Below are 15448 nucleotides of genomic sequence, written 5' to 3' on the forward strand. Positions count from 1 at the left end.
TTATTCGGATTTAGATTCCAAAATTATTTTATCGGTGTTGATGTCATTAATCCCAAATTCATTTAACTTTTTGAAAAGAATATTTGCGTTTCCACTATTAATTAATTTATTTTCTTTTTGAAAAGATTTAAAATCGCAATTAAATGGTAGTTTTTTCAAAATTTCTATAAATTCTTCTTCTTTATTTTTTTCTAAAATCTTAAATCCTAAAAACCGAGTTTCAATATCCAGAGTTCTTAAAAATTGATTTCTATCTATTTTTCCCTGATAACATTCAATAATTGAGAGATCATAATCTTTGTTATTAAATATTGGGCTTTTATCAATTCTATTAAAACCGCAATAATTTATTAATTTTTCAGAAATAAATGGTATACGAAAACCAAATTGATCTAGATAATAATTGTCGAAATATCGATCTTTTTCGGTAGATAATATTTTTACCTTTATCCTGTTAGAATCCGATTCTAAAATGCGTACTGGAAAAAAATTATATTTTAAGGGATTGTATAATTCAATATAATTCCCGGATTCTAAATTCATAATGATCTGTATTTTTCTAAACAATGAATGCCAACGGTCCCGTATATTCGTCAGTTGTGGTAGTAAATATACGGATTTGTCGGTTTAGGTTATTGTTTGTTGATTTCTAAAAACATTCTTTCACCAGAATGGCCGCAATTGCGAATATGCGATGTTGCCTATCGTTGCTCGGCATGAGTGAAAACGTGTGATTTTCCGGCAGCACATATAGGGTAGGGGTAAAACATGAAATTACCCGGAATTAATTGAAATCATTCTTTTTTTATAAAATTTTGATTGGAAAATATTTTTGTCGAAGGCGAAATTATGATCAAGACATTTTTGTGAAATTTTCTGTTTTCTCGAATTTTTGATTTTTAGCTATTTTTCTGTCTAGCTTTTAGTCAGAGTGAAATTTTGTTTTTCAAGTTTTTTTTGATCTATTTTCTTTTTTAGTCAGAGCAATAATTTTCTTTTTTCTCCTATCTTATTTTTGTTATTAAAGTCAAATTTTCAAAAATTTTAAGTCGGTTTGGTGGTCAGAGCAGGATCTTGTAATTAAAGGATTTTTGGTATGTTTTTTTTGGCTAATTTATTTGCTCTTAAATTTGTCTGTTTTTCAAGTTTTTTCACTTAAAAGTTTTTGTTCATTTCAGTCAGTTTCTAAATCCGAGTTACAATTTTGTTTAAGTCTTTACAGATCATTCTTCTTGACTAAAAATTTTCTACTTTCCAGAATTTGCAATGATAGGCAACGGTCTTGTTTAACGCAAGTGGCGTGGAATAGGGACGCGTTCTTGTCGGCTTTGTTGTTTTTTAATTGATCTCTAAAATATTACTTTTTCCTGAAATACCCGCTATTTGCTGTTAAACGATGTTGTATAGCGGTGTTTACTCCGAAATATGTTATTTTGTTGTCTGCCTTTTTTTGTTTTCTTCTTTCTAAATCTCAAATCGATTTTTCACGTCTGAGTAAGAATCAGTTTGAATTCTTTTGTTCTTTATCATTTTGTCATTTTCACGCCCGAGTAAGAAATTCAGCGCACTGCTTTAAAATCATAAATTTTTAGTTCTTCATTTCAACTCAAATTCCCTTCCTTTTCGTAAGGATTTGCGCACTGATTTTCAGGGCATTCAATTTTCACATTTTTCATCATTTAAACTTTTCCATAAACCTTGCGTTTGAGTGGTTTTTATTTTTACAAAAATCTTGAAAAAGTCAGCGCAACAGTTGCGAAAGAGTGGTTTTTTTTCATTCAGATTTGCCGTGATGTTTTGCGCTTTTCATTCTAAACACTGCTTTACAACGGTCTTGTTTAACGCAAGTGGCGTGGGATAAGGACGCGTCTTTGTCGGCTTTGTTGTTTTTTACTTGGTCTCTAAAATAACACTTTTCACTGGAATGCCCGCTATTTGCTGTTAAACGATGTTGTACCTCGTGGCACTACGAAATTATGTTATTTTGTTGTGTGCCTTTTTTTCTTTTCTGAATATTCATTTTTTTCACGTCTGAGTAAGAATCAGTTTGAATTCTTTTCTTCTAAATTCTTTTGGTCATTTTTTAGGTTTCATAGAAAGTCAGATTTAAAAATCTAAAGGCATTAAAATTTTACATTTTTCACACCCGAATAAGAAATTCAGCTTCCTGCATTTAAAAATCATCGATTTTTCGTTCTTCATTTCATTTCAAATTCGCTTTCATTTCTTAAGGATCCGCGTAATGATTTTAAGGGCATCCAATTTTTACATTTTTCATCTTTTTTAAACTTTTCCATACAACTCGCGCTTCAGTGGTTTTTGTTTTTGTCTAAAAGCTTGAAAAAGTCAGCGCAACAGTTGCGGGAGATTGGTTTTTTCATTCAGATTTCCAACAGTGTTTTTTTGCGTATTTTCATTCTGTGCCATGAGTTACAACGGTCTTGTTTAACGCAAGTGGCGTGGGGTAAGGACGCGAACTTGTCGGCTTTGTTGTTTTTTCCTTGGTCTCTAAAATAACACTTTTCACTAGAATGCCCGCTATTTGCTGTTAAACGATGTTGTATTTCGTGGCGATCCTCGGAATATGTTGTTTTGTCGCCAGCCTTTTTAAGTCATTTTGTTCTTTTCTGAATTTTGATTTTATTTTTCACGTCCGAGCAAGACCCAGTTTTTTAATTTTTTTGTTCTTACTTATTTTTGTCATTTTTCACGTCTTGGTTAATGTCAGAATTGTAAATCTAAAGGTATTCATTTTTTCCATTTTTCATGCTTGAGTAAAAGTCGGAATAATAAGCTGGAGGCATCTATTTTTATTTTTTTTTACGCCCGAGTAAAAGTTTGCGTACAGATTTTAAAAATTCTCGAGTATTTCTTCTTCTTTTCATTTATTTTTTATCTAATCAAAATCCGCGGACTGATTTTAAGAGCATCCAATTTTCACATTTTTCGTTCTTTTTAATTTTCCATAAAAATTAAGCATGAGTGTTTTTTGTTTTAACTAAAATCTTAAAAAAGTCAGCGTAACAGTTGCGAATGATCGGTTTTTAAATTCAGATTTGCCGTTATTTTTTTTGCGTATTTTCATTCTGAGCCATGAATTACAACGGTCTTGTTTAACGCAAGTGGCGTGGGGTAAGGACTCGTTTTTGTCGGCTTAGTTGTTTATTACTTGGTCTCTAAAATAACACTTTTCAGCAGAATGCCCGCTATTTGCTGTTAAACGATGTTGCTAACAGGAAAAACTCCACCATTGATGTTTTGAAAACCTTAACAAATTAGCTCAATTTTTGTTTTTATCGATCATTTTTTAAAAGTTTTTGTGAGTTTAGGAAGCGTTTTTTGAACTTTCTAAAAATAATCTTTCTCCATTTTTTCAATATTTTGGATCCGAGTAGAATCAGTTTTTAAAGTTCAAAATTCTCATTTTTAGATTTCCTTCTTTTTTTTATCTTTTAAAAGTTGTTTTCTTAAATTTAATTTTTCTTTGAAATAGTCGGGGTAATTTTGTCAATTATCGAGAAACTTTATTTGATTTTTTTCTTAATAGTGAAGTGAAATTATCATTTTGGAACAGTCCGCTTTTTTTGTCATTTATCATGCAATTTTAAATGAAAACATTCTTGTTTTTTATGAATCGGAGCAGGATTTTTTTCATGAAAGTTTTAGTTAGCAAACAACTGCTCATTTTGTCAATTTTTAGTACTTATATTTTTTTTCCGGTCTCTTTTTTCCTTTTCTTCTAAATAAAAAATCATTCAGTTTTTCTTGTTTGCAACGGTCTTGGTTAAGGCAAGTAGCGTGGAGTAGGGACACGTTCTTGTCGGCTTTATTGTTATTTACTTGATGTCTAAAATAGCACTTTTCACCAGAATGCCCGCTATTTGCGCTTAACCGATGTTGGCAACTGGCTTTATTCAATCTTTGTTTCAACTTCCGAATTTGAATTGACGATTGAATTAACGGTTATGTCGTCGTTAATTTTTACATTGACCTCAATTGTAAAGGAAGCATTATTTTTAATTATTTGATTTTCATTAATATCAAATTCTACGATTCCATTTCCATCACCATTCGCCGTAACATTTGTTTGTTCAATTTGAGTACTTAATTGAATTGTTTCCTTCAAAATAAAAATTGCAATATTTTCTTTTACACTTTTGAGAGTAAAGGTTTTTATAATTTCAATTTTAACTGGATTAGCTCCTTCTATTGGAATAGTCATTGGCATATTATGCTCAAAACTGTCTCCGATTTTTAAAGGTTTTTTGGGGAAATCAATGTCAGGTTTTACATTTTCTAATGCGTATTTTATTCCGTTCTTCGTTTTTTCATCTAAATCGTTTGATAGAACTTCTTTTACGTTGAGCTTATTGTCAAAATAAGTGCCTTTTACAATTGTTCCAGAAATCGGATTGGTTGTTTTACTTCCATTTATTGTGGTTATGATTTGCCCATATTCTATTATTGCTGGAAAGCTATCATTGTTCATTATTTCCTTTGTAGTAGTAATTCGCGTCATTTTGGTCGAATTATTACTTTCTGCCGTTTTACCTTTTAATTCTGAGTTTTCAGTCAAATAATTTACTCTATTCGTTGATGACATATTCATAGTAAGTGAATAAGTCTTTTCAGGATTAATTTCACTTTTAAATTCAAATGTTTCCTGCCCACAACTGATGAAAGAAGTCAGGATTATTATACTTAAAACGTAATTTTTAATATTCATCGATTTTTTTTAGCTTGTTGCCAACGGTCTTGGTTAAGGCAAGTAGCGTGGAGTAGGGTCTCGTACTTGTCGGCTTAGTTGCTTTTTACTTGGTGTCTAAAATAGCACTTTTCACCAGAATACCCGCTATTTGCGCTTAACCGATGTTGCCAACTGGCTTTTTTCAGATGTTTCCTCATTTCCAATGACGTATAAGTAATAATCCAAAACTGCCAAGTCCTCTATTAAAGTTTCTTCGCTTATTTCCTTCAACACTTTTATAGTTATTTTATACTTCTCACCTTTGGATAAACCTTTAGGTAATTCAATTCCGAATTTTTGTAAAGCCAACGTAGATTTATCATTTTTAACATAGTAGTCATTTGAATTGTGAATTATCAAAATCTTTGAAATCAAACCTTCGCCGATTCCCCTAATTTTAAGTTTCCCTTCCAATGCTGAATTATATCGAAGAGCTAAATCAATTTTATCATCACAAAGCATTATCAACAATTCTCTGAATTTTGTAATCTCTCTTTTTATTGTCGGTTTTGGGATTGAAATTAAATGTCCTAAATCCCAAATTTTGAAAAACCAGTCGACATCGATATTTTTGAAATTCGGGTAATCTATTGAGCGACGTAACTCTTTAATTGCTTTTTTTCGGTCAGAAACAATTGTTTTGTAGTCCTTACTTTTCTTATATGATTTTAAAACCTTAATAAATTCTCTTCTTTCAATAAAAGTCGCTTCAACTTCTTTTTTAAGATCTCTCTTTTCTTTTTTTGCGATTTTCTCGTCTTCTTTTTTTCTTCTTAATCGCTCATCATAATCCGCTTGATATTTAGCAAGAAATTTTAAAGTCAAAGGTTTCCCTAAATCAAAAATTTTCTCGAACCAATTTTTTAAATCCTCACACGTTTGACTTTCTTTTGTCATTAATGAAAGTTCAACATTGGAATTCAATCCTCCATTTGTACAATTTGCAGAACCAATAAATGCTGTAAAGTCGTATTTATATTTTGATAGATAGAGTTTAGGATGAAAGTATTGTTTGTCCGTATGAATGCGCACGTTAAATTCCGAAGTCAATTGTAGTTCGTATAATTTTCGTAATGCTTTAGGGTCAGTTGGTAAATCAATACCAACTAAAAAATTCTTTTTGCAATTTTCTTTCAGGCTATCCAAAACTAACTCCAATCCGCTATTATTTAGTAAAGCTACAGCTACCCAAATTTCATCTGCTTTTTTAAATTCCGATTTTATTTTAGTTGAAAGTTGGGTAATTACTTTTGTCATTTAGATAGATTATTGGATTTCTTGTTTTTTTTTTTAGCTTGTTGGCAACGTGTTATATCGAATCGAATATACACTTTTAATCGAAAATATTCCGGGATAAACGCAGGTTTTCAGGTTTTTTATTGGATTCCTAACTGCTTTAATACTACATTCAACGGGCTTTTGATTTTCAATAGATCATGCTGGCTAACATGTGTGTAAATCCTAGTTTTTTCTGGTCGGGAATGACCCAACAAGTCCTGAATGTTCCTTAGATAATGCCATTTTCCAGCATATGGGTCGCATAAGAATGTTGTAAGGTGTGCGTAGTTATATATTTCTTTATATTCACCCGCCACATAAACCTTGCTCATCTACTCTTTCAATAAACAATTTTCCCAACTTATAGCTAATGAGATAATTATAATGTAAAAAAGATTACGGAACCATGAGATAAATTATTTTCCGTCTAGTTCATCATAATATTTTTCAAAATCAAAGTCAATACTTAATAATTCCTTTGGATGAACACGCAAGCCAATTGCAATATTTATAAAGGTTGTAAGTTGACAATCAATATTATTATTAGCAACATCACTTATTCTTGCTGAGGTGGTTTGGCATTTTCCTGATATCTTGTCATATGGAGTATCTCCTTTAATATTTTTTAATCTCTTTGCTATCAGTGCTTTAATTTCTTCCGTTTTGTCATCCTTCATAATCGCTTTTTTTGCAATTTGAAGTATCACTTAAAAAAAATCATTACCGAATTCGGTAATATGTGATTTTGAATTATTATATTTACCTCATATTAATATTTTTGCGAAACTTCTTAAAATAAATATTAGAATCATTCGCTTTGAATCAAAAGCTATCTTCTCATTAAAATTTATAAGAACTCGCCCATTTATTCAATATAAATCCAATTTAATTCTTGTGGAAGGTATCACCAATTTAAATGAGTTCTCATATGTCACAGCTTAATTTCGAATTGTTAAAAAAAGGCGATCCCACTGGTTTGATGAATATCCACGCCAGTTATCACCGAAATATCTTTTGGGTGGGTAAGCGGTTGATCAGTGATGAATTTGTTATAGAAACTCTGGTTCAGGATGCCTTTTTAAAATTATGGGAGAAAAGAGACAGGATAGAAAGACCGGAACATATTTACTTTTTCCTACGTTTTGTCATGAAAAGGGAATGTACCTACTACTATTGCCGGCCTAAAAATAAATTCTTCAGAAACATCAACAGGTTAGAATATTATGAAAACTATCAGGAATATATGCATGGCTATGATCCTGAAAAAGATGATGAGCATACAATTGATCAGGAAGCAGATCAAAAAGCCTTTGACCGGATTAGAAGCGTTTTTCCTTTGCTCAGTGCCGAAAGAAGACGCCTGATTGAACTCTGTTTAAAATATGGTTTTAAGTATAAAGCGATTGCCCAAGTGATGGGAACCAGTATCACCGAAACCAGTAACGAAGTAAAGAGGGCTATTGAGGATATTAAAAACATCATCCACCAGGGTAGTGTGCTTGTAACAAAACAAAAGCTGGCTATTGCCATAAAGATCCAGGGCGAAATGACTGTGGAACAGGAAAAGGTATTGCAGCTACGCTATGAAAAAAAGTATTCCTTTGACGCTATCGCCAATGAGCTTAAGCTCTCCAAAAAAGAAGTACACAAAGAATTTATGGCAGCCTATAAGCTAATGCAGCAGAAACACGAGCAACAACAATCGGCTTAATTATGAAAAAGGATACGCTAAAACTAACCCGAAAGATCCAGCTATTGGTAGATCTGCCAAGCAAGGAAGAAAGGAAGGAGGCCTTGGATAAACTTTACCAATGGCAGAACCGGTGCTTTAAGGCAGCCAATCTTATTGTTTCCCATCTCTACGTACAGGAAATGATCAAGGAGTTCTTTTATTTAACGGAAGGAATAAAATATAAACTGTCCGATGAAAAGAAAGATGAAGACGGCATCCTGAATCGTTCCCGGATCAATTCCACCTATCGGGTCATATCCGATCGGTTTAAAGGTGAAATCCCTACTAACATTTTGGGCAACCTGAACCACACTCTAATTAGTACTTTCAATAAAAATAAGCCACAATACTGGAAGGGGGAACGCTCATTAATGAACTTCAGGAGAGATATAGCATTTCCATTTGACATGGAAGGTGTTAGTGGATTATCTTATAATGAAGAGAAGAAGGCTTTTTGCTTTCGTTTATTTTCAATTCCCCTTAAAACGTATTTAGGAAAGGATTATACCGATAAACGAAGGTTGTTGGAGCGGGTAATAGCAGGAGAAACTAAGCTTTGTGCCTCACATATCCAGTTGAAAAATGGCAAAACCTATTTGTTAGCGGTATTTGAAATTGAAAAAGAAAAGCATATCCTAAAACCGGAAGTGATCGCTGAGGCTTCCTTGTCCTTGGAATTTCCTATTATAGCAAAAACCGGTAAAGCCAAACTCACCATCGGCACTAGGGAAGAGTTTCTATATCGAAGGCTGGCCATACAAGCCTCCCGAAAAAGGGCGCAGGAAGGTGCCACCTATACAAAATCAGGTAAAGGGCGTAAACGGAAAACAAAAGCAGTGGACAAGTACCACAAATTGGAAAGAAATTATGTGAGTCATCGCCTGCACGTATACAGCCGAAAATTAATCGATTTTTGCATTAAACACCGGGCCGGGACGCTCATTTTATTAAATCAAGAAGATAAGATTGGGATTGCTAAAGAAGAGGAATTTGTTCTTAGAAACTGGAGCTATTATGAGCTGATGACCAAAATAAAATACAAGGCAGAAAAGGCAGGCATTGAACTTATTGTAGATTAAAATTAATATGAGGGTGCTTGTACACCCGTAAGGTGAGGTGCAAATCACACTCACTGAATGCGCATAGCATATACAACGGCGTGTCTATCTTACTTTTAAAAACGTCCAAGAGAGAAACCAATATTTTGGCCGGAAATAAAACCATTCTTTACACTGAGATTATAACAGATTGATGATTTAATTAAGAGGGTGCTTGTACACCCGCAAGGTGAGGTGGAAAATCACACTCACTGAATGCGCATAGCATATACAACGGCGTGAGCTTTCTTATTTTGATAGACCTAAATTACAGGAGATAAGAAATAAGGAGGACTAAGGGTAGGGTAACATTTTTGAAAAAGGCCACATTTATTTACGGTAACGGTGCAAGGTCATCACTACCTCAGGTTTTTGAGCATCTACCTATGAAAATAAGTTTTAAGAAATACCATAAACATTATTGCCCCCAAATCTACCATAACTAATCTGCGCGAGGTTCCTGTGCTGTTTTTATAGCGTACGGGAAGTTAAGCGTAAAGTAAAAACAGCATAGGGCGCAACATGCTTATGCCGCATTAGTTACAGTAAAATATGATGATTTTACTGGGGTTTCAAAGCCATTTACTGTAAAATTAGAATGATTTGCGGCAAAGCCATTTGTCATGACAACGCCTATTTTTTCTCCTTTAACCACTGCTTAAAATCATCTTGTACTTCCGGTTTTTTTGAGAAATATTCTTGATATTTTTCATTGTTAGTTTCCATGAGGATTTGATAGAGTTCAAAATTTTCGTTCTGTCTTTCTTTCAAGGAATATCCAAAATAACCCAAGAGACTTAATAAAATGAGACCCAGTGAACAAAACAGAATCAAAAGGTAATTAGGAATTATCCGTGCATATTTTAATTTCTTCTCTATCTCTTTGAGAACGTCATCTTTCAACCTATTCTCTTCTTCCTGTTTTTCCAAAAAGGCATTCAGGTTGTTATCCAAAGCCTCGGTACTAATGGGAATACTAAAATTGGATAGTTGTTTTGAAAGCTCTTCAAGTCTTATAATAGCTGCTTTAAAATCTGCCATCTCATCGGTCATGAGCTCCATTATTTCGTCTAGCTTTTTCATTGTTTTATTAATTTAAAATCCTATTCCCACATCTAAGCTTCTTTTTATTACCTGTTTCACTAAGTTTTTGGCTATTCCTGCTGCCATATTAGCACTTAATTGTACTGTTTTATCTAGGAGCTTCAAACTGCTAGGAACTTCATTCATTTTTGTATATCCTGAATTTTGAGTGATCTCCCCAATGAGTTTACCCCCAGTCATCGATCTGTGAACGTCGCTTCCCTTCAAATTCACTCCCTTATATTCAAACCGAAAGCCTTGTAATTGATTTGACTTGTTGATACTTGGAATCACTTTTACTTGGTTCAGCTTCATCTTGCTGATATATTCATCTATAGATTTAGGTCTGGTTTCCAGAACCCGGTCACTAATATGTTTGATGGCCGATCGCTGCCCTTTTAATTCTTGTAGTTTTTCTTGCTGCACTTCGCGGACTCTTGTAAGTCCGAGCTGTTTTGCAACATTGTCTGCAGCTAGCTGACTTCGTTTGCCAATAAAACTATCGTTATAGGCTTTACCATCAAAACCAATCCTATTGACATATACATGAACGTGGGTATGTGCCTTATCCCGATGTACAAAAGCAATGGCTTGTCTATTTTTTAACTCCATTTCCTTCAGGAATAGTTTGGTGATCTCTTGTAGTTGTGCTTTGCTCATCTGCTGCCCATCTTCAACGGTAGGACTTAGAATAAAACTGAGCGTATTATTGACACATCGCTCGTTTTGCGACTGAATGATCTTAAATTCTTCAGTGATCTCTTTAGGGGAGTCACCAGCTAGGTGCTCTTTAAAAACCACTTCCGCATCTTTCTCTTGGTTCCACCCATAATCAATAGATGCCCCCGTTCTTGCTATGGAATGACCTTTCCCTATCATTTTCTGAAGTTTTTTAAATGACCTCTAATCTCTTCCGCCAATTGAATTACTTCCTTAGTCAGTTGTGGATTGTTCTTTTTAAACATATTACCGATTCGGCTAAAGTTGTTTTTATATTGAATCAGAAGCTGGTAACACTCCAACTGTTCCGGGGTAATCCGCTCTACAATATTTCTTTCAAATGCAGTAGTACGTAGATATTCTGAAAGGGAAATTCCCGCCTTGGCCGCTCTTTTTTTGAGCAGCTTTTTCTCGTAGATCGAGCAGCGTATTTGGATATATTCCCGTTTCATTTTTTCTTTTAAATCTTTGCAACCTCCGGGAGCAAAGCAAGATTGTCATGACAATGACACATCTTGCTTTGCTACTCAATATGAAATCCTCCCTTGTGGAATTTACCCGGTCTTATTATACTTCTTCATTAAACTTCTTTTCTTCTTTAATTGAAATCAATTTCTCATTAAGATCCTTATAACCTTCGAAATGGTTACTCTTATCTATGATGTTCTTATACTTTTGGATCAACTCTTCTGAATAGTTATTTCCCGATTGATCATTATCCAGATACAGCTCAACCCTTTTATATTTCTTAAAAAGCAGGCCTACTTGTTCTAAAAAAGAGAGCGAGTTTAAAACAATCACATCTTTGTTCTCCAATTCATTCGGAAACAATTCAGCCAAGGATAACAGGTCGAACATTCCTTCTACTAGAATGAGACTATCCGAATGGTTTTTTATATAGGCGTAGGTTTTCGGTGAGGTGGAAGTTTTGGAATAAGGGTTCCTAAGTTCCCAGCCACCCCCATTATTTTGAAGTCCGAGGGCGTAATATTTCCTTCCTTTGCAAGTGTACCATACCTCCTTGCAATATTTCTGTGATATCTGGAGCGAAACACCCCTACTATACAAATACTTCTTCAAAAGGCCTTGGGTAATTGTTCTGGCCTCGAGAACGATGTTCTTATCGATATCATTATCCAGAATATTAGAAGGCTGTTGAAATGAAAAAATAGGTAATTCATCAGAAAGATATCGAAGCGCCTCAGCCACCGAACAATTGGAAATAAGGCATACCAGATCAATCACATTTCCACCTTTGCCCATTCCGAAATCATACCATCGATTCAGTTTTAAAGAAACTTTGAAAGAGGCTTGGGTTTCTGACCGCAGGGGACTCAGAAACCAAGCTTCTTTCTCCGTTGTCCTGTTTGGAAAGTGCCCTAGTTTTGCGAGTGTTTTCACGATGCAAATACTACGGGCTATTTCACAGGTTAATCTTTTTTCTTTCATCAGCATTTTTTTTAACTGCATTTATGCCTCTTTGATAGTTTCCATATTCTCAACTTTTTTGTCATCAAAAATAAAAGTGATGACAGTTTGATGACAAAATGATGACGGCCTTATCCCTTACTATTACTGGCCTAACAAGATTCTGTCATCATTCATCAAAAAAATGAAGAATTAAGAGGGGTTTTTCCTGAAAAACCGGTTTCATTTTGATGAAACGATGACAACTCGCCAAACCCCCTATAAAACCAAGGGTTTCCGTGTCATCACTTTGTCATCGTTTCATCGTTTTCCTCAATTTCTCTAAAATTCAGTCCGATTTATGATCTTCGAAATTCTCCAAGAGGTAACTTTTATTTATGGTGAAATAGCGTCCTTTGGCATCTGAAAGGTTCATACTGCCATCTCCCCACAATGTGAACTTTTGGTAGCGGTTCGAGTTCGTTATATTTTCAAGCTTCCAATCTTTCTTTAGAATTTTACGGATCTGGGTCAAATCGGTTCTCAACCTTGTTTTACTCAAGGCGTTTAGTATATCCAATGGACAAAACTTGATTTCTTCGAGATCGTGATTTTCCATCACCATAAGTAGCATACTAGCCAGCTCCTTCTCCACCCTATTCCGATTGTTCTGAACCAGTTTGGTCAGGGCGGGTGTTTCAATCTGTTTCGGAGTAAACCACATCCGAGTTTGATGCGGGCTATGCAATGATCGATTCTGAAGGAAATACAAAAACGCAGGAATCTCTTTTTCCAGTGCCTCCAAAAATCCCGTATATTCCTTTTTGATCGAGGGAACCTTCAACACCCAGAACCGGGTTTCATGATGATCTATTTTAATAAAATTCTCTTCGTTATTGCTACAAAGGATAAACTTCCCAAAGAATTCTACTTCGCGCTTGTCCTTTCCCTTTGCTTCCAGTTTATTGAAATTGGTCGTGCTTAAATATTTGATCCGCTCGGTGAGCTCTTCTTTATTGAACAGCACTTCATCGATACAGATCAACAACTTATTCGCCCAATCAGCATTGAACTGGCTGCTGAAGCTATCATTGGTGAGATAGGTCAGATTGTTTTCAAAAATCTGCTTGAGCCATTTCAAGAAGGTGCTTTTACCCGTGGAGCGTTCCCGGGATACTAAGCAAAGAATGGGAAGTATCTGAATGGGTTTGGTATATAAAAGCTGAAGATAATCCAGGCCTAGTTCGAAATGATCCCCGAAAATATGTGTTACAAATTCTAAAGATGTAGTACAAGTCCCTTTCGAGACCCTATGGCTCAGTGGGGAGTAGGTATTGTAAAAGTTGTTATAGGTGGATTTAAAGTTTAGATGGTCTGGAATACAGGTAAAGCCATCGAATTTCGGAATACTAGCTAGAAATGTTTTGCCATGGTCTTGTCGAATGGTTTCAATGTTCCAAGAAACCAAGGATTCATTTGACTGTCCGGAAATACTTGGCGTTTTTACCAGTTTATAATATTGAGTTCCTACTCTAAGATATGAGCCCGCACTCGTCATTTTTAGATTTTAAAAATTAATAGTGATTTGCAATTTATTATCAATTAAATTTACAAAAAGCTTTTAATAATTGAATAAAAAACACAAATAATAAGTTTTGAATAAGAATAGTGTAATTTGATGTTTGTAATTTTTTATTTAACGCTAAAAGCTATCATTTGATATGAAATGAGGGTTTAAAATTTAGATAGGAAGGAGTAAAATTTTGTAAAAAAGGAACCAACTTGGGATATTATGTCAATTTTTGAAATAGTTGCTTAGAATTTATTCATTTCTTCTTGATAAACATCCATTATATTAGATGGGAGAGATTTCAAATAAATTTGAGTAGTACTTAATTTACTATGGCCCAACATTTCTGAGATAGCCATGAGGGGAATGTTTTTTAACATTGCATGAGTGGCGAAACTATGTCTAGAGACGTAAGAAGTTAATTTCTCATCAATACCACATCGATCTGCTAGACGGCTCAATCCATTATTATAGCGTTTTAAGGCCTCTTTAGCATCTTTATATTGTAACTCTAGATCATCTCTTTTAATAATGGGTAAAATAAAATCATCCGGTTTCTTGTTTTTGGTATAAAAGCTTAGAATTTTTTGTAAAGGTTCAGTGATCTTTATATCATAGAGTTTTGATGTTTTCTTCCGTTGGAACTGGACACGGCCTTTCTTAATATTTTCTACTTTTAAAAATGCCATATCAACGAAGGACATACCGAAGAGCATATAGGAAAGAATAAAATAATTTCGATAATGAACCATAAAGTCGGAAGGATCTAACTTTATTTGCAGTATTTTCTTGATGGATCCTTGGTTAATAGCTCTTTTTGCCGTAGGCACTGTTTTTATTTGATAATTATAAAAAGGATAAGCTTCCCGTTTAATAATACCTTCTTTTATTCCTCTATTATATAAAGATCTAAGTGTACGCATATAAGAAGCGACACCATTTATACTATTACCGGGTTTAGAGAGGTGAAAGCGCTCAAAATCAACTAAAAATTCATAGTTAACTTCATTAAATTTAACATCTCTTCCTTTTGTGAATTTTCTTAAGATTCCAATTAAACCATGATAACTTCGAGCAGTTCCAAATCGTTTTGTTGCTTTTAGTTCAACAACTTTAGATTCCCCAAATTCAAAGAATGAATCATACTTATTTTTCCCAACCAGACAGTTTTTTAATTGCTTGATGGAGAGAAATTCCAGCTCTCCACTTTCCTGAAGCTTGTTTACTTTATCTTGATATAAAACGAGTTCTTTAAGGATAAGATTGTTTAAATGGAAGAGAGAATCAGTCCCTTTATAAGACCCCCTGATCTTTTTCTTTCTTTCGTCCCAACATTCTTCTGGAATTGCCTTTCCTGTAGTTATTGATGTGGTTTTTTGGTAGTGGCCAAGACGAATTATGATCGGAAATTTGTCGTCTTTCCGACGTCTCCTTTTATCCAAACTGAGGGTTAAACTGGTCTGCATCAGGTAAATATACATAAAAAATTTGCACATAATTTGCACATAATATCTTGATTTCGGATGATTTCAATTGAGATCAAATTTTATTAAAACACTGATTATCAATAATATATGAGGTTATTTGAATGATATGATATACTAAAATTTGCACTCATAATCAGGTGGTCCCTGGTTCGAGTCCAGGTGGGACCACTAATAAACAAAGGCTTCCGAGAGATCGGGAGCCTTCTTAGTTTACGACGGGCACAATATTTTGGGCATTACCTTTTTATCTTCCTTTTGTTATATTTATTAGATTGAAGCAAATGCCGCCATCAAAAAATTTATTCTCAATGCTGGCAAGGCCTTGGC

13 protein-coding genes are annotated in these 15448 nt (G+C 34.2%); 2 read left to right on the forward strand and 11 right to left on the reverse strand.

What is annotated here, in order from left to right:
- The 5 genes from JM83_RS07575 to JM83_RS07595 all read right to left on the reverse strand — a co-directional run bounded on the left by JM83_RS07575 (window position 1) and on the right by JM83_RS07595 (window position 6702).
- The gene (locus tag JM83_RS07575; protein WP_144960847.1) at window positions 1–543 is read right to left on the reverse strand and encodes a hypothetical protein; all 543 of its coding nucleotides are present in this window, start codon (window positions 541–543) and stop codon (window positions 1–3) included.
- 3367 nt (window positions 544–3910) lie between these two features.
- Window positions 3911–4726 carry a hypothetical protein gene (locus JM83_RS07580; protein ID WP_144960849.1) on the reverse strand — a complete coding sequence of 272 codons (816 nt, stop codon included), beginning with the start codon at window positions 4724–4726 and terminating at the stop codon, window positions 3911–3913.
- A gap of 126 nt (window positions 4727–4852) precedes the next feature.
- Window positions 4853–6004 (reverse strand): phospholipase D-like domain-containing protein, encoded by a 1152-nt coding sequence (locus JM83_RS07585; protein ID WP_144960851.1) that lies wholly within the window; start codon window positions 6002–6004, stop codon window positions 4853–4855.
- A gap of 119 nt (window positions 6005–6123) precedes the next feature.
- Complete coding sequence (locus JM83_RS07590) at window positions 6124–6357, reverse strand: hypothetical protein (RefSeq protein ID WP_186434962.1); 234 nt, start codon at window positions 6355–6357, stop codon at window positions 6124–6126.
- A gap of 84 nt (window positions 6358–6441) precedes the next feature.
- Window positions 6442–6702, reverse strand: a complete 261-nt coding sequence (locus JM83_RS07595) for a hypothetical protein (RefSeq protein WP_144960853.1) — start codon at window positions 6700–6702, stop codon at window positions 6442–6444.
- Window positions 6703–6953: 251 nt separating this feature from the next.
- On the opposite strand from JM83_RS07595, the gene JM83_RS07600 reads away from it, so the two are divergent.
- Together JM83_RS07600 and JM83_RS07605 are read left to right on the forward strand one after the other, a co-directional pair.
- On the forward strand, window positions 6954–7736 hold the full coding sequence (locus JM83_RS07600) for an RNA polymerase sigma factor (RefSeq protein WP_144960855.1): 783 nt from the start codon (window positions 6954–6956) through the stop codon (window positions 7734–7736).
- A 2-nt stretch (window positions 7737–7738) separates the two neighbouring features.
- Window positions 7739–8836 (forward strand): hypothetical protein, encoded by a 1098-nt coding sequence (locus JM83_RS07605; protein WP_144960857.1) that lies wholly within the window; start codon window positions 7739–7741, stop codon window positions 8834–8836.
- Window positions 8837–9487: 651 nt separating this feature from the next.
- On the opposite strand, the gene JM83_RS07610 is transcribed toward JM83_RS07605, so the two are convergent.
- The 6 genes from JM83_RS07610 to JM83_RS07635 form a co-directional block, all read right to left on the reverse strand.
- A complete protein-coding gene (locus JM83_RS07610) occupies window positions 9488–9937 on the reverse strand; it encodes a DUF6730 family protein (RefSeq protein WP_144959936.1) in 450 nt (149 codons plus the stop codon).
- A 12-nt stretch (window positions 9938–9949) separates the two neighbouring features.
- Window positions 9950–10816, reverse strand: a complete 867-nt coding sequence (locus JM83_RS07615) for a relaxase/mobilization nuclease domain-containing protein (protein WP_144959938.1) — start codon at window positions 10814–10816, stop codon at window positions 9950–9952.
- Window positions 10813–11109 (reverse strand): mobilization protein MbpA, encoded by a 297-nt coding sequence (mbpA, locus tag JM83_RS07620; protein WP_144960859.1) that lies wholly within the window; start codon window positions 11107–11109, stop codon window positions 10813–10815. Before mbpA ends, JM83_RS07615 begins: the two co-directional genes overlap by 4 nt.
- Before the next feature lie 115 nt (window positions 11110–11224).
- Window positions 11225–12106 (reverse strand): toprim domain-containing protein, encoded by an 882-nt coding sequence (locus JM83_RS07625; RefSeq protein WP_144960861.1) that lies wholly within the window; start codon window positions 12104–12106, stop codon window positions 11225–11227.
- Window positions 12107–12413: 307 nt separating this feature from the next.
- The gene (locus JM83_RS07630) at window positions 12414–13622 is read right to left on the reverse strand and encodes a primase-helicase family protein (RefSeq protein WP_144960863.1); all 1209 of its coding nucleotides are present in this window, start codon (window positions 13620–13622) and stop codon (window positions 12414–12416) included.
- A gap of 257 nt (window positions 13623–13879) precedes the next feature.
- A complete protein-coding gene (locus JM83_RS07635) occupies window positions 13880–15076 on the reverse strand; it encodes a site-specific integrase (RefSeq protein ID WP_261376389.1) in 1197 nt (398 codons plus the stop codon).
- Between the last annotated feature and the right edge of the window lie 372 nt (window positions 15077–15448).

It is taken from the genome of Gillisia sp. Hel_I_86, assembly GCF_007827275.1.
Classification (GTDB): Bacteria; Bacteroidota; Bacteroidia; order Flavobacteriales; family Flavobacteriaceae; genus Gillisia.

Bases quoted from the DNA above. Each gene is read 5' to 3' on its own strand.
- JM83_RS07625 (WP_144960861.1), bottom strand. From the start codon at position 12,106: ATGAAAGAAAAAAGATTAACCTGTGAAATAGCCCGTAGTATTTGCATC.
- JM83_RS07580 (WP_144960849.1), bottom strand. From the start codon at position 4,726: ATGAATATTAAAAATTACGTTTTAAGTATAATAATCCTGACTTCTTTC.
- JM83_RS07615 (WP_144959938.1), bottom strand. From the start codon at position 10,816: ATGATAGGGAAAGGTCATTCCATAGCAAGAACGGGGGCATCTATTGAT.
- JM83_RS07605 (WP_144960857.1), top strand. From the start codon at position 7,739: ATGAAAAAGGATACGCTAAAACTAACCCGAAAGATCCAGCTATTGGTA.
- JM83_RS07590 (WP_186434962.1), bottom strand. From the start codon at position 6,357: ATGAGCAAGGTTTATGTGGCGGGTGAATATAAAGAAATATATAACTAC.
- JM83_RS07610 (WP_144959936.1), bottom strand. From the start codon at position 9,937: ATGAAAAAGCTAGACGAAATAATGGAGCTCATGACCGATGAGATGGCA.
- JM83_RS07630 (WP_144960863.1), bottom strand. From the start codon at position 13,622: ATGACGAGTGCGGGCTCATATCTTAGAGTAGGAACTCAATATTATAAA.
- JM83_RS07585 (WP_144960851.1), bottom strand. From the start codon at position 6,004: ATGACAAAAGTAATTACCCAACTTTCAACTAAAATAAAATCGGAATTT.
- JM83_RS07595 (WP_144960853.1), bottom strand. From the start codon at position 6,702: ATGAAGGATGACAAAACGGAAGAAATTAAAGCACTGATAGCAAAGAGA.
- mbpA (WP_144960859.1), bottom strand. From the start codon at position 11,109: ATGAAACGGGAATATATCCAAATACGCTGCTCGATCTACGAGAAAAAG.
- JM83_RS07600 (WP_144960855.1), top strand. From the start codon at position 6,954: ATGTCACAGCTTAATTTCGAATTGTTAAAAAAAGGCGATCCCACTGGT.
- JM83_RS07575 (WP_144960847.1), bottom strand. From the start codon at position 543: ATGAATTTAGAATCCGGGAATTATATTGAATTATACAATCCCTTAAAA.